Here is a 20,824-nt window from a genome sequence, read left to right on the forward strand (position 1 = left end):
GAGTCCTCGAAAGCCGTGAGCCGGAAGGGGCGCTGGGGGATTCCGAGGAGTCGGCGCATGTGCGGGTTCCTGACGTGAGGGGAGCGGCGGGGCACGGACCGCGCCATCATGGCCCGGGGCCCCGGGAGCGGCGCAACAGGATTTCCGTAAGCTGGGGATTCCGGCCGGACAGGAACACCCGAGGAGCGGTCCGTGCGAGACATCGCCGTGTTCAGCGGTAGTGCCCACCCCGACCTGGCCGAGGAGGTCTGCGCCCAGCTGGGCGTGCCGCTCAGCCCCACCCGGGTCAGCCGGTTCGCCAACGACTGCCTCGAGGTGCAGCTGATGGCCAACTGCCGCGAGCGGGACGTGTTCCTCGTCCAGCCGCTGGTCAAGCCGGTCCAGGAACACCTCGTCGAGCTGCTCCTGATGTGCGACGCGGCCCGCGGGGCGTCGGCCGGCCGCATCACCGTGGTCATGCCGCACTACTCCTACGCCCGCTCCGACAAGAAGGACGCCCCGCGCATCTCGCTGGGCGGGCGCCTGGTGGCCGACCTGCTGGTGGCGGCGGGGGCGGGCCGGGTCCTCGCGATGACCCTGCACTCGCCCCAGGTCCACGGCTTCTTCTCGGTCCCGGTTGACCACCTGCACGCGCTGCGGGAGCTGGCCGCGCACTTCCGGCAGTACGACCTGTCCCGGGCGACCGTCGTCTCGCCGGACCTGGGCAACGCCAAGGAGGCCGCGGCGTTCGCCCGGATGCTCGGCGCCCAGGTGGCGGCCGGCGCGAAGCAGCGGTACGCCGACGACCGGGTCAGCATCAGCGCGGTGATCGGGGACGTCGCGGGGCGCGACGTCATCGTGCTGGACGACGAGATCGCCAAGGGCAGCACGGTGCTGGAACTCCTCGACCGGCTCCGGGAGTCGGGCCCGCGCACCATCCGCCTCGCCTGTACGCACGGGCTGTTCGCGGCCGGGGCGCTCGGCCGGCTCAGCGAACAGCCGGACGTGCTGGAGATCGTGTGCACCAACACGGTGCCGGTGCCGGTGGACGACCACACGGACAAGCTGCGGATCCTGTCCATCGCCCCGGCGCTCGCCGAGGCGGTGCGCCGCATCCACAACGGCGAGTCGGTCAGCGCCCTGTTCGACGCCCGGCCGGCCGGCTGACGCCCAGGGCCTCCTCCAGGGTCGGCCACGGAGGCAGCAGCCGCGCCAGACCGGTGATCCGCAGCATGCGCAGGGTCAGCGGGTGGGCGCACACCAGGCGCACCTGCCCGCCCCGGTCGAGCACCTGGCTGCGGGCCCGGTACAGCAGCCGCAGCCCGGAGCAGTCGAAGAACTCGATGCCGCCGAGGTCCAGCACGACCCGGGCGCCGGGACGTGCCGTCTCCCGGTCCAGGTGCGGGGCGATCTCCGCCGCGGAGGCGATGTCGATCTCGCCCCGGAACTCCAGCACCGTGTGCCCTCGGTGGTGGCGCACACGGAGATGCCGGGTGGGCGACGCGGATTCCTGCCGCACGAACCTTGCCTCCAGCCTGTCGCGGCCTTTCCGGCCTGCTTCCGGGGGCTCAACTACCCAGTCCGCTCGGAAAGTTACCCCGATCGAGCGAGTTTGAGCATGTTCGATTGACATATGTCATCGAAATCTCACAGCGGCACCGCCGGCCCGCCGACCGGGAGGGGTGAACGATCAGTCGACCACGAGGACGAGCTTGCCCGTGGTGCGGCCGGTCTCGCCCAGTTCGTGTGCCCGTGCCGCCTCGGCCAGCGGGAACGTCTGTGCGATCGTGGCCCGCAGCTTCCCCGACTCGACCAGGCGGGCGATCTCCTCCATGCCGGCCCGGTCGGCGTCGACCAGCATCCGCACCGCCCGCACGCCCAGCCGGTCGGCCTCCTCGAAGAACTCGTCCGACCCGACCGGCAGGATCGACACCACGACTCCACCCGGGCGCAGCACGCGCAGGGACCGCAGGGAGGTGTCGCCGCCGATCGTGTCAAGGACGACGTCGACGTCCTTGACGGCCTCGGCGAAGTCCGTCTCCCGGTAGTCCACGGTCTCGTCCGCCCCGAGCGAGCGCAGGAACTCGTGCTTGCCCGCGCTGGCGGTGCCGATCACGTGAGCACCCCGGGCCTTGGCGATCTGCACCGCCACATGGCCCACACCGCCGGCCGCCGCGTGGATCAGCACCCGCTGCCCCGGCTGTACGTCCGCGCGCTCCACCAGGGCCTGCCACGCCGTCAGCGAGACCAGGGGCAGGGCGCCCGCCTGGACGTGGTCGATCCCCGACGGCTTGTGGGTGAAGGTGCGCGCGGGAGCGGTGACGAACTCCGCGTGCGACCCGTGGCCGAAGGGATAGGACAGCATGCCGAAGACCTCGTCACCGGGCCGGAACGCGGCGACGCCGATCCCCACCGACTCCACCACGCCCGACACGTCCCAGCCCAGCACGAAGGGCGGCTCGCCGAGGAAGCCGCCGTTGGCCCGGTGCTTCCAGTCCGTCGGGTTCACCCCGGCGGCGCGCACCCGCACCAGCACCTCGTTCGGGCGCGGCTCGGGACGCTCGGGCCGTACCTCCTTCAGGACCTCGGGACCGCCCAGGACGTCCTGGCCGACGGCGCGCATGGTGTTCATCGGGACCTCGCAACTAGGGGACGGAACGGGCGGCAGGGACTGCAACCTCCGAAGTGATCGTGCCATTCCCGCGGCCACCCGGCAGCACGGGCCGACGCGACCGGGACGGGGCGGGCCCGCCGCGGCACCGTCGTGACCAACCGGTCATGGCGTCGGGGGCGGTTGCCCACCGACTGCTTCGGCCGGGCCGGGATATCCGCAAGGTACAGGGCACGGGGCACGACGCCCCGCGCCCGGAATCCTTCGGAGGAGACATGGCACTGGTCAACGCGGGCGTCGTGGTGCTCGACTGCGCCGAACCCGAGCGGCTCGCCGAGTTCTACAAGGAGCTGCTGGGCGCCGAGGAGAGCGACGTGAGCGCCAACCGCATCGAGATCGAGGGCCCCGGCGGCTTCCGCATGGCCTTCCGGCGGGACGTGAACGCCACCCCGCCGAGCTGGCCGCGCCCGGAGAACTCCCTCCAGGTCCACCTGGACTTCGTGGTGGCGGACCTGGACGAGGCCGAGCGCGCGATCGTGGGGCTCGGCGGGCGCCCGGTGGAGGCGAAGGACCCGGCCGGCCCGCACGAGGAGCGCGGCTTCTCCGACCCGGCCGGGCACTCCTTCACCCTCCGCAACGCCCTCGCGCCGACGGCGCCCAAGCAGGGCTAGGCGGTCAGTCCCGGCCGCCCTTGTCGGGCACCGGCCAGGTGCCGGTCGAGCGCTGGATGGCCTTGGCGCCGGTGCGGTCCACGGCGCTGCGCACCGCGGCGAAGATGGCGCCCTGGATCGCGGCGGCCAGCAGGATCTCGCCCCAGCCGCGGTCCGGGTCCAGGGCGTCGGGCGCGTCGTCCTCGTCCCGGATGATCTTCCAGGTCTTCTGGAACGCCATCCCGGCCAGGGTGCCGCCGAGCCAGCCGAGCGCGAACCCGACGGGCTTGTAGGCGAGGGGGAGCTTCTTCTTCTTCAGCTTCGCCATGAGGATCTCCTTGCCTGCTGTGCGCTGAATGGCCGTATCTGTCGAGTGGTCGTTCGTGTTCCGGTGCGGGTCAGGGCCTGCCCCGCACCGGAACCTCCTCGTCGGCCCTGACCGGTCCCGGCGGGGTGCCCTCGCCGAACGGGCGCCCGCCCAGCTCCTCCCGGTGGTGGGGCGTGAGCCAGCCGGTCCGATCCGGGCCCATGGGCACGATGCCGGTCGGGTTGATGCCGGTGTGCACCTGGTAGTAGTGGCGCTTGATGTGGTCGAAGTCGACGGTGTCCCCGAACCCGGGCGTCTGGAAGAGATCACGGACGTAGGCCCACAGCACCGGGTTCTCCGTCAGCTTCCAGCGGTTGCACTTGAAGTGGCCGTGGTAGACGGCGTCGAAGCGGACCAGGGTGGTGAACAGCCGGATGTCCGCCTCCGTGATCGTGTCCCCGACCAGGTAGCGCTGCCGCTCCAGCCGGGGCGTCAGTTGCTCCAGGCGTCGGAACACACCCGCGCACGCGGTCTCGTACTCCTCCTGGCCGGTGGCGAAGCCCGCCCGGTACACGCCGTTGTTGACGTCCTCGTAGACCCCGGCCATCACCTCGTCGATCTCGTCGCGCAGGGCCCGCGGATACAGGTCGGGGGCGCCCGGCCGGTGCAGGGCGGTCCACTCCGTCGCGAGGTCGAGGGTGATCTGCTGGTAGTCGTTGGTGACGAGGGCCCCGCTGGGCACGTCCACCACCGCGGGCACGCTCACCCCGCCCGGGTAGCCGGTCTCCCGCCGGTCGTAGGCCTCGCTGAGGTAGCGGATGCCGAGGACCGGGTCGCGGCCGTCCGGGTCCAGCGTGAAGCGCCAGCTGCGGTCGTCCTGGATCGGGTCGGCGACCGCCAGGGACAGGGCGTCCTCCAGGCCGAGCAGCCGCCGCGAGACCAGAGCACGGCTCGCCCACGGACACGCGCGGCTCACCACCAGCCGGTAGCGGCCGGCCGCCACCGGCCAGCCGTCCCGGCCGTCCGCCGTGATCCGGTCCGCGAAGTGGCTCCGGGACCGTTTGAACGCCTTCCTTCCGTAGCCGCTGTTCCCGGGCGTCCCGTCGTCGCCGCTCATGGCCCTGCCCTTCCGCTGTCCGTGTGTCCCTGTGTAGGCGTTCCCCGTTTTCGCCGGTCGGCACTGGCGGCCACCCGCAAAGCGGGGTGTGAGTCGCGCCGGCCGGGGCAGTCGGGGCTTCGTGAGTGGGACAGGTGGGGAAGACAAGCCGGGCCGGAAGGCCGACCGCAGGACGCGCGTCACCGTGCTCGTGGCCCTGGTGGCCAACTTGGTGATCGCCGCCGCCAAGGCGGTGGGCGGGTTCGTCGCGGGTTCGCCCGCGCTGCTGTCGGAGGCGGCACACTCGGTCGCGGACAGCATGAACGAGATCTTCCTTCTCGCCGCCCTGCGCCGCAGCCGCCGCCCCGCCGACCGGCGGCACCCCTTCGGCTACGGCAAGGAACGGTTCTTCTGGTCGCTCCTCGCGGCCGTCGGCATCTTCGTCATGGGAGGCTGCTTCTCCTTCTTCCAGGGCGTCGAGGCCCTGCGCACGGGGGCGGACGAGAAGCTCAGCGGCTATGTGGCCGGACTGATCGTGCTCGGCGTCGCCCTGCTCGCGGAGGGCGGCTCCCTGCTGCGGGCCCTGCACCAGGTGCGGGGTCAGGGCGGGCTCGCCGACGGACTGCGGGACCCGGCGCTGCGCACGGTCGTCGCCGAGGACGGGACCGCGGTGCTCGGCGTCTGCCTGGCCATGACCGGCATGGTGCTGCACATGGTCACCGGGCAGGTGGTGTGGGAGGCCTGCGCCTCGCTCGCCATCGGGGCACTGCTCGTCTACGTGGCCTACCGCCTGGGCCGCGAGGCCCGCGACCAGCTGATCGGCGAGGCCGCCGACCCGGAGGCCAGCGGCCGGATCAGGGCGCTGCTGCGGGCCCAGCCGGAGATCGACAGCGTCGAGGCGCTGTTCACCATGAAGACCGGCCTGGACTCGACCCTGGTGGCGGCCCGCGTCGACCTGGTGCCGGGCCTGGACAGCGAACGGGTGGAGGAGGTCGCCGTGCGCATCAAGAGGTCGATCGCGCGCACCGTCCCCGAGGCGGGGCAGGTCTTCCTCGACGTCACCGACCGGCTGGCGCGGGAGACGGCGGAAAGCCCCGCCGCGACGGGGGAACGCGGCGGGGCCTGAGCGACGTCTTCCCGGCACCCGCCGGTCCATGCGCGCCGATCCGGGAAAGTTCGGCGCACCCGGTTCAGCCCGCGTCGGACGGCTCCAGGACGAAGACGGGGATCTCCCGGTCCGTCTTCTTCTGGTAGTCGGCGTACGGCGGGAACGCCGCGACCGCGCGCTCCCACCACTCGGCCTTCTCCGCGCCGGTGACCTCACGGGCCGTCATGTCCCGCTTCACCGGGCCGTCCTGGAGCTCCACCCGGGGATCGGCGGTCACGTTGAAGTACCAGACCGGGTGCTTGGGAGCCCCGCCGAGGGAGGCGACCGCGGCGTACCGGCCCTCGTGCTCGACGCGCATCAGCGGCGTCTTGCGCAGCTTGCCGCTCCGCGCGCCCCGGGTGGTCAGCAGGATCACGGGCAGACCGGTGTCCATCAGGGTCGTGCCTTCGGTGCCGCCCGAGCTCTCGTACAACTCGACCTGTTCGCGCACCCACTGCGTCGGGCTGGGTTCGTATTCACCGTCAAGAGGCATGTGCATCCGTCCGTGTCGTCGTGTCGTCAGGCCGGCCGGACCGATGGGCGCCCCCGACCGGCGCGTGACCATCCTTACCGCATCCTGCCCCTCGTACCCCAGGGCCGCGCGGGCAACCGGACGGAGCGGGTCCGGCGGCCGGTCGGCACACCGTGCCGCTCGGCCAGTCCGCGGGCACCGCCGGGGCCGCCGGAGGTCGCGAACGAGCCACGTGCGACGCGCACCCGACCGGCACGGTGGGGCCCGGCCGTCCCCGACCGGTGTTCCCCGGCCAGTCTGCCCCCGCCACCGATCTGGCCGAACTTGACGTCGCCTCATAGATGCCTGGGGCATCTAATGAAGATCACGACGCACTCTTCGTCTGCGAGGTCTTCCATGACGGACACCGACACGACGACGAACACCGACACGACGACGAACACCGGCACCACGGCGAACCCGGACCCGGCGCGGGACGAGGGCGCGGCGCCCGCCGTCGCCTTCCCGCAGGACCGGACCTGCCCCTACCAGCCGCCCGCCGGCTACGACCCGCTGCGCGCCGCCCGGCCGCTGACCCGGATCACGCTCTTCGACGGCCGCCCGGCCTGGCTGGTGACCGGGCACACCGCCGCCCGCCGGCTGCTGGCCGACCAGCGGCTGTCGACGGACCGCACCCGCGACGGCTTCCCCGCCACCTCGGCGCGCCTGGCCGCCGTACGCGGGCGCAGGACCGCCCTGCTGGGAGTGGACGACCCCGAGCACCGCGCCCAGCGCAAGATGGTGCTCCCGGAGTTCACCCTCAAACGCGCTGCCGCGCTGCGCCCGCGCATCCGGCGGATCGTCGACGAACGGCTCGACGCGATGATCGCCCAGGGCCCGCCCGCCGACCTGGTGTCGGCCTTCGCGCTGCCCGTGCCGTCGATGGTGATCTGCGCATTGCTCGGGGTCCCCTACGCCGACCACGACTTCTTCGAGGAACAGTCCCGCCGGCTGCTGCGCGGCCCCCTGCCCGCCGACACGGCGGACGCCCGTGACCGACTGGAGGCGTACCTGGGGGAGTTGGTCGACCGCAAGCGGCGGGCACCCGGCGACGGCCTGCTGGACGACCTGGTCCGGCGGCAGTCGTCCGACGGCGCGATCGACCGCGAGCAGCTGATCGCCTTCGCGGTGATCCTGCTGGTGGCCGGCCACGAGACCACCGCCAACATGATCTCGCTGGGCACCTACGCCCTCCTGACCAACCCCGGCCGGCTGGCCGAACTGCGCGCGGACCCCGCGCTGCTGCCCGACGCCGTGGAGGAGCTGCTGCGCGTCCTGTCGATCGCCGACGGGCTGCTGCGGATGGCCACCGAGGACATCGACGTCGACGGGCAGACCATCCGGGCCGGTGACGGGGTCGTCTTCTCGACCTCCGTCATCAACCGCGACGAGAGTGTCTACCCCGACCCGGACGCCCTCGACTGGCACCGCCCGGCCCGCCACCACGTCGCCTTCGGCTTCGGCATCCACCAGTGCCTCGGCCAGAACCTGGCCCGCGCCGAACTGGAGATCGCCCTGCACACCCTCTTCGACCGGCTGCCCGCGCTGCGCCTGGCCGCACCGGCCGACGAGATCCCCTTCAAACCCGGCGACACGATCCAGGGCATGCTGGAACTCCCCGTGGCCTGGTAGGAGGCTCCGGACATGCGTATCGCCATCGACAAGGACACCTGCATCGGCGCGGGACAGTGCGCCCTGACCGCCCCTGACGTCTTCACCCAGGACGACGACGGCTACAGCACGCTGCGGCCCGGACGGGAGGACGGCGGCGGCAGCGCGCTGGTACGGGAGGCGGCCCGCGCCTGCCCCGTGGGCGCGATCGGCGTCGAGACCGCCGAGGACGCCGGGACCCTTCCGGGCGCCCGCTGACATCGGCGCGTCCCCCTTTTGTCGCCGTCCGGTTCCCGTACGAGTCCACGGGCGGGACCGGCGCAACCTCAACCCGGGGCCCGCCCAGTAGGGTTCCTGGGTGAGCGAACAGGCTGGAAGCGGGAGCGACCGGGCCGCGAGGCCCTTCCTCTACGTCGTCGTCTGCGCCGCGGGCGTGGCCGAGGGCGTCGGTGGGTTGATCGACGCGGCGCGGGGGCGCGGCTGGGAGGTCGGGGTCATCGCGACGCCGGTCGCCATGGGCGGCTTCTTCGACGCGGCCGCCGTCGAGGCGCTTACCGGCCGCCCGGTCCGCTCGGCCTGGCGCACGCCGGGCGAGCCGCGGCCCTTCCCGGCGCCCGACGCCGTCGTGGTCGCGCCGGCCACCTTCAACACGGTCAACAAGTGGGCCGCGGGCCTGGCCGACACCCTCGCCGTGGCCACCCTGTGCGAGGCGTGCGGCCTCGGTGTCCCCGTCGCCGTCCTGCCGTGCGTGGCCGACGCACTGGCCTCCCACCCCGCGTACCGGGAGAGCCTGGCCCGGCTGCGCGGCATGGGCGTGCGCTTCGGCGACCCGTACACCGGGGACCCGGGGGAGGACGGCGGGCGCCCGGAGTTCGGCTGGCAACGAGCCCTGGACCTGCTCGAACGGCACTGACCCGGACCAGGTTCCAGCCCGCACGACGACGTACGCTCGCCCTGGTAGCGGTGATCGACGAAGACAGGAGCGGCAACGATGCAGTACGTGAAGCTCGGTTCGACGGGCCTGGACGTGTCGCGGATCTGCCTGGGGTGCATGACCTACGGCGTTCCCGACCGCGGCACGCACGAGTGGACCCTCGACGAGGAGGCCTCGCGCCCGCTGATCCGGCAGGCGCTGGAGGCCGGCATCACCTTCTTCGACACGGCCAACGTCTACTCCGACGGCACCAGCGAGGAGATCGTCGGCAAGGCGCTGGCCGACTTCGCCCGCCGCGACGACATCGTGCTCGCGACCAAGGTGAACGGCCGGATGCGGCCCGGCCCGAACGGCGCCGGACTGTCCCGCAAGGCGATCATGACCGAGATCGACCACAGCCTGCGCCGCCTGGGCACCGACTACGTCGACCTCTACCAGATCCACCGCTTCGACCCGCACACCCCGGTCGAGGAGACGATGGAGGCCCTGCACGACCTCGTGAAGGCGGGCAAGGTCCGCTACATCGGGGCCAGTTCGATGTACGCATGGCAGTTCTCCAAGATGCAGTACACCGCCGAGCGGCACGGCTGGACGAAGTTCGTGTCCATGCAGAACCACTACAACCTCGTCTACCGCGAGGAGGAGCGCGAGATGCTGCCGCTCTGCGCGGACCAGGGCGTCGGCGTGCTGCCCTGGAGCCCGCTCGCCCGCGGCCGCCTCACCCGCGACTGGGACACCGCCACCGAGCGCAGCACCACCGACACCTTCGGCAGCACCCTCTACCAGGAGGGCGACCGCGCCGTGGTCGAGGCCGTCACCCGCATCGCCGGCGAGCGCGGTGTTCCGCGCGCCCAGGTGGCCCTGGCGTGGCTGCTGCACCGGGACACGGTCACCGCGCCCATCGTCGGTGCCTCCCGGCCGGGCCACCTGGAGGACGCCGTGGCGGCGGTCGAACTGACGCTCACCGAGAAGGAGACCGAGGAACTGGAGCGGCCCTACGCGCCGCACCCGATCGCCGGTCACTGACCAGGGGACCGGCGTCTCAGGGGCCGGTGCCCGCGTCCAGGGCGGTGACGGACACCGACGAGGCGTTGCCGCCGACCGGGACCTCGCCGGCCGTCCACTTCACCTTGAGGGGCTCCCGCTCGTCCGGCGGGGTGACGAGCAGCGCCGCTGGGGTGGCCGTGCGGGCCCCGCTGATCTGCGGACTGGAGAACGACAGCCCGGCCCACGCGCTCTTGCCCGGCGTCAGTGTGACCGTGTCGGGGGAGCCCGGCGCCCGCTCGGGGTCCGGGCCCAGCTGCTTGCCGGACGCGTCCACGAAGGCGGCGCCCGGATAGCCGTACACCGTGCAGGTGCGGTCGGAGGTGTTGGTCAGGACGACGGGGAAGTTGCGCTGACCGGCCCCCGGGTCCACGCGGCCGACGGCGGCCCGCAGCTCCGAGGTGTGGCAGCGGGCGTCGGTGCGGGCCGAGGCGGAGGCCGAGCCCGCGGTGTCGGTGGGCTTGGCACCGAGCGACGGCGCGGTGTCGCCGGGCGTCGCGGTACCGCTGCCCGGGTCCGCGCCGACCGTGCGGACGGCCTCGCTCGGCTGCGGGGTGCCGCTCGACGTGGCGCTCTCGTCGCCGCAGGCGGTCAGCAGACCGAGCAGCGCCACCCCGCTCGCGAGCAGGGCCGTCCGGCGCAGTGGCTGGGGCGTGTTCGCCATCGCTTCTCCACACTCCCGTCAGGCTCTCGCGCACGGTCCCGGCGCAGCCGGCGCCCGTACGCCCGTACTGCCGAGTGTCCCGCCGCGCGGTCCGGGAAACGAGGGGGCGCACTCCGCATCGAGGGGGCTCACCGTCGAGCGGGGCTCACTCCTCGTCGTCGAGCAGTCCCAGCTCCGCCCAGATGGTCTTGCCCTCGGCCGTGTGCCGGCTGCCCCAGCGCTGGGTGAGCTGAGCCACCAGGAGCAGACCGCGCCCGCCCTCGTCCCAGGTCCTGGCCCGGCGCAGATGCGGCGCGGTGTGGCTGGTGTCGGAGACCTCGCAGATCAGGGTGGCCGTGTCGTGGATCAGCCGGAGCCGGATCGGCGGGGAACCGTACCGGATGGCGTTGGTGACCAGCTCGCTCACGACCAGCTCGGCGGTGAAGGTGGCCTCCAGCAGGTCCCAGTCGGAAAGCTGTTCGAGGACTTGCTTGCGAACCGGGGCGACCAGGGCCGGGTCGGCCGGGATGTCCCAGGTGGCGACCTGACCGGCGGGCAGTCCCCGGGTCCGGGCCAGCAGCAGGGCCACGTCGTCGGCCGAACTGCCCGACGGCAGGAGGCGGTGCAGCACCCGGTCGCAGGCGGCGTCCAGGGAGTCGGCGGGGGCGGCCAGCGCCTCGCGCAGCAGCGCCTGGCCGGCGTCGGTGTCCCGGTCCCGGCTCTCGACGAGACCGTCGGTGTACAGCGCCAGCACGCTGCCCTCGCGCAGCTCGAGCTCGGCCGACTCGAACGGCAGCCCGCCCACGCCCAGCGGCGGCCCGGAGGGCAGCTCGACCTGCTCGGGCGGACCGTCCGGCGGGACCAGGACGGGCGCCGGGTGTCCGGCCCGGGCCATGGAGCAGCGCCGGGACACCGGGTCGTACACCACGTACAGGCACGTCGCGCCCACCTCGCCCGCCCGGTCGTCGCCGGACTCCTCGGACAGCCGCACCACCAGGTCGTCGAGGTGGGTGAGCAACTCCTCGGGCGTCAGGTCGATGTCGGCGAGGGTGCGCACGGCGGTCCGCAGCCGTCCCATGGTGGCCGAGGCGGGGATGCCGTGGCCGACCACGTCCCCGACGACCATGGCCACCCGCATCCCGGACAGCGGGATGACGTCGAACCAGTCGCCGCCGACGCCCGAGCGGGCCGCGGGGAGGTAGCGGGACGCCGCCTGCACCGCGGCGGTTGGCGGCAGCCACCGGGGCAGCAGGCTGCGCTGCAGGGTCAGCGTGGCCTCGCGCTCGCGCGAGTAGCGGCGGGCGTTGTCGATGCAGACCGCGGCGCGGGCGCTGACCTCCTCGGCCAGCAGCACGTCGTCGTGGGTGAAGGGGTCGGGGCGCCGGAACCGGGTGAAGACCGCGACGCCGAGGGTGGTGCCGCGGGCCTGGAGCGGCACCGACATCGTGGAGTGGATGCCGTACTCCCGCACCCGTCGCAGGCGGGCGGGGTCCCACTGGAGCCAGCGTTCGAGGTCGCCGTAGGCCACCGAGGCCACGATGGCCTGGCCCGAGAGCAGACACTCGGCCTGGGGCGAGCCGGCCGGATAGACGTCCAGCTGCCCGGTCTCGGCCACCGACTGCGGGCAGTCGGCGGAGACCGAGCGGTGCGCGGTGCGGCGCAGGCCGACCGGCGGTTCGACCACGGTGGCGGGCTCGCCGCCGTGCTCGCGCGGGTCCAGCAGGTCGACGCTGACGAAGTCGGCGAGCGGAGGGACGCACACGTCCGCCAGCTCCTGCGCCGTACGGGTGACGTCGAGGGTGGTGCCGATGCGCACGCTGGCCTCGTTGACCAGTTGCAGCCGCTCGCGGGCGCGGTGCTGCTCCGTGAAGTCGTGGGCGCTGACGCACACGCCGAGTACCTGGCCGCCGGCGTCGGTCAGCGGTGCGATACGGGCGTTCCACGCGTGGGCGCGGCTCTGGCCCACGGCCTTGAGACTGGCCTGCATGTCGTGCCGGCGACCGGAGGCCAGCACGCGCCGCATCTGCCGCTCCAGTTCCGCGTTCTGCGGCCGGTCGCCGAAGTCGGTGGCCCGCAGTCCGCGCACACGGTCCGGCGGGAGCCCCAGCAGCCGCGCCATGGCGTCGTTGACCCCGCGCAGCAGGAGCCGGTCGTCGAAGATCATCATGGCGCAGGGCGACTGGGTGAGGGCCGCTCTGACCAGTGGGTCGTCCTCCGGCTCGGGACCGGATCGCAAGGGGGTGACGGCGAGCCACGTGGGTGGGGCGCCGTCCGCCGCCGGTCTGCGGTGCGCGAGCACCCAGACCGACACGGTGTGCCCGTCGCGGTGGCGCAGGTCCAGGGTGCCGCTCCACCGGTCGTCGTCGTGTCCGGGAGGTGTGCCGTCGCGGTCGTCCGCGAGCAGGTCGGCGGCGGGGCGGCCGACGACTTCGGCGGCCGGGTGGCCGAGCAGCAGGCGGGCGCCCTCGTTCCACTCCCGCAAGGTGCCGGAGCCGTCGACGACGGCGCGGGCCGTGGCGGCATCGTCGAACGGGTTGACCGGACTCATCGTCGCCACTCCATTGCGCACACTCACAGTGATCAGCGCGTCACCTTCTTCCCAGCCTAGTGGGTTCGGGCCTCGGGCGGACCCGAACCCACCGGGCACACGGGGACCGGCCGCCGCGCAGGTCACCGCGCGGGCCGGTCGGGGCGGGACAGAAAGTGCTTTCCGTGGCCTTGACGGGCGCGTATGGCTCGACGTCAGAATCTGTTTGTTCGCGATCGCTTGTGAGTACTTCTGAGTTCTGATGAGCCTCGATGAGTTCTGATGAGGGAGATCCGCCATGACGGTCACGCGCAGATCGGTTCTGATCGCCTCCGCCGCCACACCCGCCGCCGGGATGGCGCTCGCCGCCCCGTCGGCGTGGGCCGCGGACGCGACCGGCGGCGCCGCGGGCCGCAGCACCGTCGCCCTGCGCGACGGCTGGCGCTTCCGGCTGGTCGACCTCGACGGCGCGGCCGAGGACACCACGGACGCCGCCGACCCCGCCCACGACGACTCGGCGTGGCGCGAGGTCGCCGTACCGCACGACTGGAGCATCGAGCAGACACCCACCACCGAGCACGGCACCACCAGCGGCACCGGCTTCCTGCCGGGCGGCCTGGGCTGGTACCGCCTCGCCTTCACGCTGTCGCCCGCCCTCGCCGGGAAGCGGATCTCGGTCGAGTTCGACGGCGTCTACATGGACTCCGTCGTCCACTGCAACGGCCGTAAGGCCGGCCACCACCCCTACGGCTACACCGGCTTCGCCCTCGACCTCACCGACCTGGTGCACACCGACGGCCGCACCGAGAACGTCCTCGCGGTGCGGGTGCGCAACCAACTGCCGAGCAGCCGCTGGTACTCGGGCAGCGGCATCTACCGAGAGGCCCGCCTGGTCGTCACCGAGCCGGTGCACGTACCGCGCTGGGGCACGTACGTCACCACACCGCGGGTGGGCGAGGACAGCGCCGTCGTCCGGGTGGAGACGTCGGTGGTGAACGCCTCGGGGACCGCGCGCGAGGTCGAGGTCCGCTCGGTGGTGAAGGACGCGGACGGACGTACCGTGGCCCGCACCGCCTCCACGGTGGACGTCACGGACGCGGCGTCCGAGACCCATGAACTCACCGTCGCCCGCCCGCGGCTCTGGGACTTCGCGAGCCCGCACCGCTACACCCTGCACACCGAACTGCGCGTCGGCGGCCGGACCGTCGACACGTACCGCACTCCCTTCGGCATCCGCACCTTCCGCGTCGACCCCGACGAGGGCTTCCACCTCAACGGCAGGTACGCCAAGATCAAGGGCGTCGACCTGCACCACGACCTCGGCGCGCTCGGCGCCGCCGTCAGCGTCGACGCGATCCGCCGCCAGATGACGATCATGAAGTCGATGGGTGTCAACGCCTTCCGCACCTCGCACAACCCGCCCTCGCCCGAGATGATCGAGGTCTGCGAGGAGATGGGCATCATCATGCTGGTGGAGGCCTTCGACTGCTGGCGCACCGGCAAGAACAGCTACGACTACGGACGGTTCTTCGACGAGTGGTGCGAGAAGGACGCCACCGAGATGGTGCTCGCCGCCCGCAACTCGCCCGCCGTCGTCATGTGGTCCATCGGCAACGAGGTCCCCGACTCCACCGCCACCGCCGGACTCGCCATGGCCGACCGGATCATCGACGCCATCCGCGCCGCCGACGACACCCGCCCCCTGGTCATCGGCTCCGACAAGTACCGCCGGCTGCCCGCAAAGGGCTCCGCGGCCGACCTCATGCTGGCCAAGCTGGACGGACTCGGCCTCAACTACAACACCGCCAAGTCGGTGGACGACCTGCACGCGGCCTACCCGCACCTGTTCCTGTTCGAGTCCGAGTCGTCCTCCGAGACCTCCACGCGCGGCACCTACCAGGAGCCCGAGCACCTGAACACCGGCGAGAACCACACCCCGGGCGGGCGGGCCACCTCCTCCTACGACAACAACCTCGCCTCCTGGACGATGAGCGGCGAGTACGGCCACAAGAAGGACCGGGACCGCAGGTGGTTCGCCGGGCAGTTCCTGTGGTCCGGCATCGACTACATCGGGGAGCCCACGCCGTACGACGTCTTCCCGGTGAAGGCGTCCTTCTTCGGCGCGGTCGACACGGCCGGGTTCCCGAAGGACATGTACCACCTGTTCCGCAGCCAGTGGACGGACGAGCCGATGGTCCACCTGCTGCCGACGACGTGGAACCACCGCGAGGGCGACACCGTCGAGGTCTGGGCGTACACCAATGTCGACACCGTCGAGCTGTACCTGAACGGGAATTCGCTCGGCACCCGCCGCTTCGACACCAAGAAGACCGTCGACGGCCGGACCTACCTGGAGACCACCGAGGCCACCGGCGACGACAAGACCTTCACCGACGGCCCCCACCCCGGCAGCTACACCAGCCCGAACGGCAGCGCGGGCAAGCTGCACCTGACCTGGCGGGTGCCCTTCGAGGCGGGCGAGCTGAAGGCCGTCGCCCGGCGCGGCGGCAGGGCGGTCGCCACCGACGTCCTACGCACCGCCGGGGCGCCGCACGCCCTGCGCCTCACCCCGGACCGCGAGAGCGTCGACGCCGACGGCCGCTCCCTGGTCTTCGTCACCGCCGAGGTGGTCGACCGGCACGGGGTGGTGGTGCCGGGCGCCGAGCACCTGATCTCCTTCGACGTCGCGGGCGGCTCGCTGGCCGGGCTCGACAACGGCCGCCAGGAGAGTGCCGAGCGCTACCAGGCGAGCACCCGCACCGCCTTCCACGGCAAGGCGCTGGCGATCGTCCGGTCCGCCACCCGCCCGGGCGCCGTCCGCGTGACCGCCCGCGCGGACGGACTGCGCACCGGCACGGCGACGGTCCGCGCCCGGCGGGCCGCGGACCGGGCGACCACACCGGCCCCGGAGTTCCGCCCCGAGCACCCCGCTCCCGTGGACCACCCGCACGCGGACGCGAGCTACTCCGGCCGACCCGACACCCTGCCCGCCGCCGTGCTCGACGGCGACCCGGCCACCGGCTGGTCCAACGGCTTCCACAAGGCGGCCACGGCCCTGCTGCCCGCCTTCGACGGGGCCCGCGCCGAGGACTGGATCTCGGTCGACCACGGGCGCACGCGCGCCTACGACCGGGTCGAGGTCTCCTTCACCGTGGACGACGGGCACAGCCTGCCCGCGACCGTCGAGGTGGACGTCTGGGACGGCCGGGCCTGGCGTGCGGCGAAGGAGGTGCGGACCGACTGGGCCACCGCCTCCGACACGCCCACGGTCATCGGCTTCCGGCCGCTGCGGGGCTCCCGGGTCCGCCTCACGCTGACCAGCCGTCACCCCGGCGAGGCGCGGGGAGCGATCCGCGTCAGCCGTCTGGAGGCACCCGCCGCCTGAGCCGCCGTAGCACGGTCCGGACGGGAGCCGGTGGGGAAACCGGTCCCGTCCGGACCGTTGACGGCGTGTCATGTCTGCCACAAGCATGGCCTGCGACCGTATTTGGGAGCGCTCCCATTCCGGCGAGCGCCACCTCCCCCGAGGAGCCCGGACGTGAAAAGACGCAGAACCGCGCTCGTCTCCCTGACGGCACTGCTGGCGGCGGCTGTCACCGCGCTGCCCGCCGCCCCGGCCGGCGCCGAGGAGACCGAGCAGGTCAGGAACGGCACCTTCGACAACGGCACCGACTCCTGGTGGACGAGCAGCAACGTCACCGCGGCCGTGACCGACGGCCGGCTGTGCGCCGACGCCCCCGGCGGCACCGCCAACCGCTGGGACGCCGCCGTCGGGCAGAACGACATCACCCTGGTCGCCGGGGAGTCGTACAAGTTCTCCTTCACCGCCACCGGTACGCCCGCCGACCACGTGGTCCGGGCGATCGTCGGCCTGTCGGTGTCCCCGTACGACACCTACTACGAGATCAGCCCGCAGCTGAGCGTCTCGGGCAACTCCTACTCGTACACCTTCACCTCGCCCGTCGACACCACCCAGGGCCAGGTCGGCTTCCAGCTCGGCGGCACGCCCGACGCCTGGCGGTTCTGCGTGGACGACGTGTCCCTGCTGGGCGGCGTGGCGCCGGAGCCGTACGTGCCGGACACCGGGCCGCGGGTGCGGGTCAACCAGGTCGGCTACCTGCCGTCGGGGCCGAAGAACGCCACGCTCGTCACCGACGCGACCACCCGCCTGTCCTGGCAGCTGAAGAACGACGCCGGACGGGTCGTCGACCACGGCTGGAGCGCGCCCCGGGGTGTCGACGCCTCCTCCGGGCAGAACGTGCACTCGATCGACTTCGGCCGCTACAAGAAGCGCGGCGAGGGCTACACCCTGGTCGCCGACGGCGAGACCAGCCGCCCCTTCGACATCGGCACCGCCGCCTACGAGCGGCTGCGCCTGGACTCCGCGAAGTACTACTACACGCAGCGCAGCGGCACCGCGATCAGCGACGAACTCCGCCCCGGCTACGGACGCCCCGCCGGACACGTGGGCACCGCGCCCAACCAGGGTGACACCGAGGTGCCCTGCCAACCCGGCGTGTGCGACTACACCCTCGACGTCTCCGGCGGCTGGTACGACGCCGGCGACCACGGCAAGTACGTCGTCAACGGCGGCATCTCCACCTGGGAGCTGCTCAGCACCTACGAGCGCTCGCTGCACGCCCGCACCGGGCAGCCCGCGAAACTCGGCGACGGCTCGCTCGACATCCCCGAGAGCGGCAACAAGGTGCCGGACATCCTCGACGAGGCCCGCTGGGAGCTGGAGTTCCTGCTGAAGATGCAGGTGCCGCAGGGACAGCCGCTGGCCGGGACGGCCCACCACAAGATCCACGACGAGCAGTGGACCGGGCTGCCGCTGCTGCCGAGCGACGACCCGCAGAAGCGCGAGCTGCACCCGCCGACCACCGCGGCGACCCTGAACCTGGCGGCGACGGCCGCGCAGGCCGCCCGCCTCTACCGGCCCTACGACCGGCAGTTCGCCGCGAAGGCGCTCGACGCCGCCCGCACCGCCTGGGCCGCGGCGCTCGCCCACCCGGACCTGCTCGCCGACGAGAACGACGGTATCGGCGGCGGCGCCTACCCGGACGGCGAGGTCGCCGACGAGTTCTACTGGGCCGCGGCCGAGCTGTACCTGACGACGGGCGAGCGGGACTTCGAGGAGTACGTGCTGGACTCCCCGGTGCACACCGCCGACATCTTCGGCCCGATCGGCTTCGACTGGGCGCGCACCGCGGCCGCCGCCCGCCTGGACCTGGCGACGGTCCCCAGCCGGCTGCCCGGCCGGGACCGGGTCCGCCGCTCCGTCGTCCGGGGCGCCGACGGCTACCTCGCCACGCTGAAGGCGCACCCGTACGGCATGCCCTACGCACCCGAGGGCAACGTGTACGACTGGGGCTCCAGCCACCAGATCCTGAACAACGCGGTCGTCCTCGCCGGCGCCTACGACATCACCGGCGGCTCCAAGTACCGTGACGGGGCCGTGCAGAGCATGGACTACATCCTGGGCCGCAACGCGCTGAACATGTCGTACGTCACCGGATACGGCGAGGTCAACGCGCGCAACCAGCACAGCCGCTGGTACGCCCACCAGCTCGACCCCGCCCTGCCCGCGCCGCCCGACGGCACCCTGTCCGGCGGTCCGAACTCGAGCATCCAGGACCCCTACGCACAGAGCAAACTCCAGGGCTGTGTCGGCCAGTTCTGCTTCATCGACGACATCCAGTCCTGGTCGACCAACGAGCACACCATCAACTGGAACGCCGCGCTGGCCCGGATCGCCTCCTTCGTGGCGGACCAGGGCTGACCGGCTGACCCCGCCCCCGTCGAGGGCCGCGCCGCTTCCGCGGGAGAAAACGGAATGCCGGTGCGGCCCTCTCGGCATGCCGGAGTTTCTGACCTTCTTTCAAAGGCCGCCGATGTTGCCCGGTCGCCTTGTTGACCATGAGTGGTTTGTGCGAGAGTGAAGCACCCGTGCGGGGGGTAAAGGCCGGGTCTCGCACGCGCTTTGACGGGCCGGGTCCGATTTCGCCATGGCGAATTCACACCTCCCGCGCTCCGCCCAAGAGGTACACACCAATCCGTGGGTCCTTTTCGGCGATCGGAACTTCTGAGTCGCCTGCGCGTGGGAAGGAACATCTCAGTGCCCACCCCCCACCCCCCTCGGCCCGCCTACCCGCCCTCCGGCGGGGACCCCGGGGAGTCCGACGAGTTGCTGGCCGCGCGGCTCCGGGACGGCCCGGAGGCCGAGACCGCCCGGATCGCCGCGCTGCTGATGGCCCGCCACTGGCAGCCCGCGCACGACTACGCGACCATCTGCCTCGCCACCTCGGCCCAGGTCACCGCTATGGTCACCGCCGCCGCCTGGCACCGGGTGCTGGCCCGGCTCGCCGAGGGCGAACCGGCCACTGCGCTGCGCCCGCGGCTGCTGGTGGCCGTGCGCGACACGGTCCGCCAGTGGTCCGCCGACGACGCGATATCCGGTGCCCTGCCGCAGTTGCTCAAACCCGCCGGCGGACGGGGTATGAGGGCGGCGAAGTCCTTGACCCCGGAAAACCGCACGCTGGCCGCCCGGGCATTCGCGTCTCTTCCCGGACCGGCCCGTTGTTTGCTGTGGCACACGGAGGTCGAAGGCGAGTCGATAAGTGTCCCGGCCGGCCTGCTGGGCATGGACACCGACACCGCGTCGGCCACTCTCGAACAAGCGCGTGAGAAATTCCGCGAGGGTTGTCTGCACGCCCACCGGCAGCTGGCGCCGAGCCAGGACTGCCGCTTCCACAGCCGGCTGCTCGACGTCCCGATCCGCCGGGGCGGCGCCCTGCTGCCGGATGTCCGCAAACATCTCGCGGACTGCCGTCACTGCCGGCACGCCGCCGACCAACTCGGCCACTTCGAGCGCGAGCTGGGCACGCTGATCGCCGAGGCGGTGCTCGGCTGGGGCGCCCGGCGCTATCTCGACTCCCGTCCGACGCGGGCGACGCTGGGCGCCCTGGCCAAGGGCGCCGCCCGGCACCGCGGCGCACGCCCCGGGCTGCTGGCCCGGATTCCGGTGCCCGTGCGCAGGGGGCAGGGCAGGCCGCGTTCCGGACGGTCGTTGCTCAGACAGTTCGGCGCCGCCTCCGCCGGGGTGCTGGCCGTCGTGCTCGTGGTGAGCGTGTGGTCGTACGACGGCGGCGGTGCCGATCCGGCCGCCTCCACCAGCGCCGTGGACGGTGACGGCGAGACGTCCGCCACGAGCCGCCCGAAACCGCCCGACGCGGCCGGGATGCCCACGGCGGCGGACCGCGCCCGGCTGCGCAACGTCGGTGCCGGCCTCTGCCTCGACGTCCGGGGCGAGCCGAAGGCCGGGGCGGGTGCCCGGCTGGCCGAGTGCTCCGAGGCGTGGACCCAGCAGTGGACCCACGAGGGCGACGGGCTGCTGCGCAGCGTCGCCGACCCGGGGCTGTGCCTGGACTCGCGGGCGGACGCCGGTGTCGTCATCCTCGGTACCTGCGCCGACGAGGGCACCGAGCGCGGCGACGACGTGCGCTACGACCTCACCGGCCGGGGCGAGTTGGTGCCGCGCGGGCAGAAGCTGCTCGCGCTCGCCGCCACCACCGGTGCCCCGGACGCCGACATCGTCGTCAAGGTGCACGACGGCTCCGAGGCCCAGCGCTGGCGCACCGACCCGGTGCCGACGGCGGAGGGCTCCCTGTCGATCGCCCGCACCGACGCACCGGGCGCGCGGGCCGTGGAACTCTCCGGCGGCTGAGGGGCCCCGCACCTTCCGAGGGGACGGTGCCGCCGTCC

General features: G+C 72.8%; 17 protein-coding genes. 10 read left to right on the forward strand and 7 right to left on the reverse strand.

Annotated features, from left to right (window positions below; all coding sequences use genetic code 11):
- Window positions 1-192 precede the first annotated feature (192 nt).
- A complete protein-coding gene (locus ACZ6IM_RS28540) occupies window positions 193-1,146 on the forward strand; it encodes a ribose-phosphate diphosphokinase (protein WP_052842640.1) in 954 nt (317 codons plus the stop codon).
- Here the strand turns inward: ACZ6IM_RS28540 and ACZ6IM_RS28545 are convergent.
- Complete coding sequence (locus ACZ6IM_RS28545) at window positions 1,112-1,498, reverse strand: anti-sigma factor antagonist (protein WP_052842641.1); 387 nt, start codon at window positions 1,496-1,498, stop codon at window positions 1,112-1,114. The two genes, ACZ6IM_RS28540 and ACZ6IM_RS28545, sit on opposite strands and share 35 nt — an antisense overlap.
- Before the next feature lie 171 nt (window positions 1,499-1,669).
- Entirely contained in the window at window positions 1,670-2,611 is a 942-nt protein-coding gene (locus ACZ6IM_RS28550; protein WP_052842642.1) for an NADP-dependent oxidoreductase, read from the reverse strand.
- A 254-nt stretch (window positions 2,612-2,865) separates the two neighbouring features.
- On the opposite strand from ACZ6IM_RS28550, the gene ACZ6IM_RS28555 reads away from it, so the two are divergent.
- Entirely contained in the window at window positions 2,866-3,261 is a 396-nt protein-coding gene (locus ACZ6IM_RS28555) for a VOC family protein (RefSeq protein WP_052842643.1), read from the forward strand.
- A 4-nt stretch (window positions 3,262-3,265) separates the two neighbouring features.
- Here the strand turns inward: ACZ6IM_RS28555 and ACZ6IM_RS28560 are convergent, their stop codons facing one another.
- Together ACZ6IM_RS28560 and ACZ6IM_RS28565 are read right to left on the reverse strand one after the other, a co-directional pair.
- The gene (locus tag ACZ6IM_RS28560; protein WP_469560279.1) at window positions 3,266-3,568 is read right to left on the reverse strand and encodes a DUF4235 domain-containing protein; all 303 of its coding nucleotides are present in this window, start codon (window positions 3,566-3,568) and stop codon (window positions 3,266-3,268) included.
- A 70-nt stretch (window positions 3,569-3,638) separates the two neighbouring features.
- A complete protein-coding gene (locus tag ACZ6IM_RS28565) occupies window positions 3,639-4,664 on the reverse strand; it encodes a glutathione S-transferase family protein (RefSeq protein ID WP_052842645.1) in 1,026 nt (341 codons plus the stop codon).
- 184 nt (window positions 4,665-4,848) lie between these two features.
- Between ACZ6IM_RS28565 and ACZ6IM_RS28570 the strand changes: the two genes are divergently transcribed.
- Window positions 4,849-5,769 carry a cation diffusion facilitator family transporter gene (locus ACZ6IM_RS28570; RefSeq protein WP_052842646.1) on the forward strand — a complete coding sequence of 307 codons (921 nt, stop codon included), beginning with the start codon at window positions 4,849-4,851 and terminating at the stop codon, window positions 5,767-5,769.
- Window positions 5,770-5,833: 64 nt separating this feature from the next.
- Here ACZ6IM_RS28570 and ACZ6IM_RS28575 read toward each other — a convergent pair whose 3' ends face one another.
- Window positions 5,834-6,283 carry a nitroreductase family deazaflavin-dependent oxidoreductase gene (locus tag ACZ6IM_RS28575; protein ID WP_052842647.1) on the reverse strand — a complete coding sequence of 150 codons (450 nt, stop codon included), beginning with the start codon at window positions 6,281-6,283 and terminating at the stop codon, window positions 5,834-5,836.
- 375 nt (window positions 6,284-6,658) lie between these two features.
- Here ACZ6IM_RS28575 and ACZ6IM_RS28580 point away from each other — a divergent pair, with 375 nt between their 5' ends.
- The 4 genes from ACZ6IM_RS28580 to ACZ6IM_RS28595 all read left to right on the forward strand — a co-directional run bounded on the left by ACZ6IM_RS28580 (window position 6,659) and on the right by ACZ6IM_RS28595 (window position 9,872).
- A complete protein-coding gene (locus tag ACZ6IM_RS28580; RefSeq protein ID WP_469560282.1) occupies window positions 6,659-7,933 on the forward strand; it encodes a cytochrome P450 in 1,275 nt (424 codons plus the stop codon).
- 12 nt (window positions 7,934-7,945) lie between these two features.
- Window positions 7,946-8,170 carry a ferredoxin gene (locus ACZ6IM_RS28585; protein ID WP_469560285.1) on the forward strand — a complete coding sequence of 75 codons (225 nt, stop codon included), beginning with the start codon at window positions 7,946-7,948 and terminating at the stop codon, window positions 8,168-8,170.
- 100 nt (window positions 8,171-8,270) lie between these two features.
- Window positions 8,271-8,825 (forward strand): flavoprotein, encoded by a 555-nt coding sequence (locus ACZ6IM_RS28590; RefSeq protein WP_052842650.1) that lies wholly within the window; start codon window positions 8,271-8,273, stop codon window positions 8,823-8,825.
- Between the two features lie 78 nt (window positions 8,826-8,903).
- Complete coding sequence (locus ACZ6IM_RS28595) at window positions 8,904-9,872, forward strand: aldo/keto reductase (RefSeq protein ID WP_052842651.1); 969 nt, start codon at window positions 8,904-8,906, stop codon at window positions 9,870-9,872.
- A 16-nt stretch (window positions 9,873-9,888) separates the two neighbouring features.
- Here ACZ6IM_RS28595 and ACZ6IM_RS28600 read toward each other — a convergent pair whose 3' ends face one another.
- Together ACZ6IM_RS28600 and ACZ6IM_RS28605 are read right to left on the reverse strand one after the other, a co-directional pair.
- A complete protein-coding gene (locus ACZ6IM_RS28600) occupies window positions 9,889-10,554 on the reverse strand; it encodes a DUF4232 domain-containing protein (protein WP_052842652.1) in 666 nt (221 codons plus the stop codon).
- 145 nt (window positions 10,555-10,699) lie between these two features.
- Window positions 10,700-13,081: a SpoIIE family protein phosphatase gene (locus tag ACZ6IM_RS28605; RefSeq protein ID WP_052842653.1), complete on the reverse strand. Its 2,382-nt coding sequence runs from the start codon at window positions 13,079-13,081 to the stop codon at window positions 10,700-10,702.
- A gap of 277 nt (window positions 13,082-13,358) precedes the next feature.
- On the opposite strand from ACZ6IM_RS28605, the gene ACZ6IM_RS28610 reads away from it, so the two are divergent.
- From ACZ6IM_RS28610 to ACZ6IM_RS28620, 3 genes are all read left to right on the forward strand, one after another.
- Window positions 13,359-16,445 carry a glycoside hydrolase family 2 TIM barrel-domain containing protein gene (locus ACZ6IM_RS28610; protein WP_469560291.1) on the forward strand — a complete coding sequence of 1,029 codons (3,087 nt, stop codon included), beginning with the start codon at window positions 13,359-13,361 and terminating at the stop codon, window positions 16,443-16,445.
- A gap of 153 nt (window positions 16,446-16,598) precedes the next feature.
- Window positions 16,599-18,842: a cellulase gene (locus ACZ6IM_RS28615; protein WP_469560294.1), complete on the forward strand. Its 2,244-nt coding sequence runs from the start codon at window positions 16,599-16,601 to the stop codon at window positions 18,840-18,842.
- Between the two features lie 336 nt (window positions 18,843-19,178).
- Window positions 19,179-20,786: an RICIN domain-containing protein gene (locus ACZ6IM_RS28620; RefSeq protein WP_469560300.1), complete on the forward strand. Its 1,608-nt coding sequence runs from the start codon at window positions 19,179-19,181 to the stop codon at window positions 20,784-20,786.
- The last annotated feature ends 38 nt before the right edge of the window (window positions 20,787-20,824 follow it).

It is taken from the genome of Streptomyces sp. NPDC042336, from assembly GCF_055581985.1.

Bases quoted from the DNA above. Each gene is read 5' to 3' on its own strand.
- ACZ6IM_RS28610 (WP_469560291.1), top strand. From the start codon at position 13,359: ATGACGGTCACGCGCAGATCGGTTCTGATCGCCTCCGCCGCCACACCC.
- ACZ6IM_RS28580 (WP_469560282.1), top strand. From the start codon at position 6,659: ATGACGGACACCGACACGACGACGAACACCGACACGACGACGAACACC.
- ACZ6IM_RS28575 (WP_052842647.1), bottom strand. From the start codon at position 6,283: ATGCCTCTTGACGGTGAATACGAACCCAGCCCGACGCAGTGGGTGCGC.
- ACZ6IM_RS28550 (WP_052842642.1), bottom strand. From the start codon at position 2,611: ATGAACACCATGCGCGCCGTCGGCCAGGACGTCCTGGGCGGTCCCGAG.
- ACZ6IM_RS28560 (WP_469560279.1), bottom strand. From the start codon at position 3,568: ATGGCGAAGCTGAAGAAGAAGAAGCTCCCCCTCGCCTACAAGCCCGTC.
- ACZ6IM_RS28565 (WP_052842645.1), bottom strand. From the start codon at position 4,664: ATGAGCGGCGACGACGGGACGCCCGGGAACAGCGGCTACGGAAGGAAG.
- ACZ6IM_RS28605 (WP_052842653.1), bottom strand. From the start codon at position 13,081: ATGAGTCCGGTCAACCCGTTCGACGATGCCGCCACGGCCCGCGCCGTC.
- ACZ6IM_RS28555 (WP_052842643.1), top strand. From the start codon at position 2,866: ATGGCACTGGTCAACGCGGGCGTCGTGGTGCTCGACTGCGCCGAACCC.
- ACZ6IM_RS28595 (WP_052842651.1), top strand. From the start codon at position 8,904: ATGCAGTACGTGAAGCTCGGTTCGACGGGCCTGGACGTGTCGCGGATC.
- ACZ6IM_RS28600 (WP_052842652.1), bottom strand. From the start codon at position 10,554: ATGGCGAACACGCCCCAGCCACTGCGCCGGACGGCCCTGCTCGCGAGC.
- ACZ6IM_RS28585 (WP_469560285.1), top strand. From the start codon at position 7,946: ATGCGTATCGCCATCGACAAGGACACCTGCATCGGCGCGGGACAGTGC.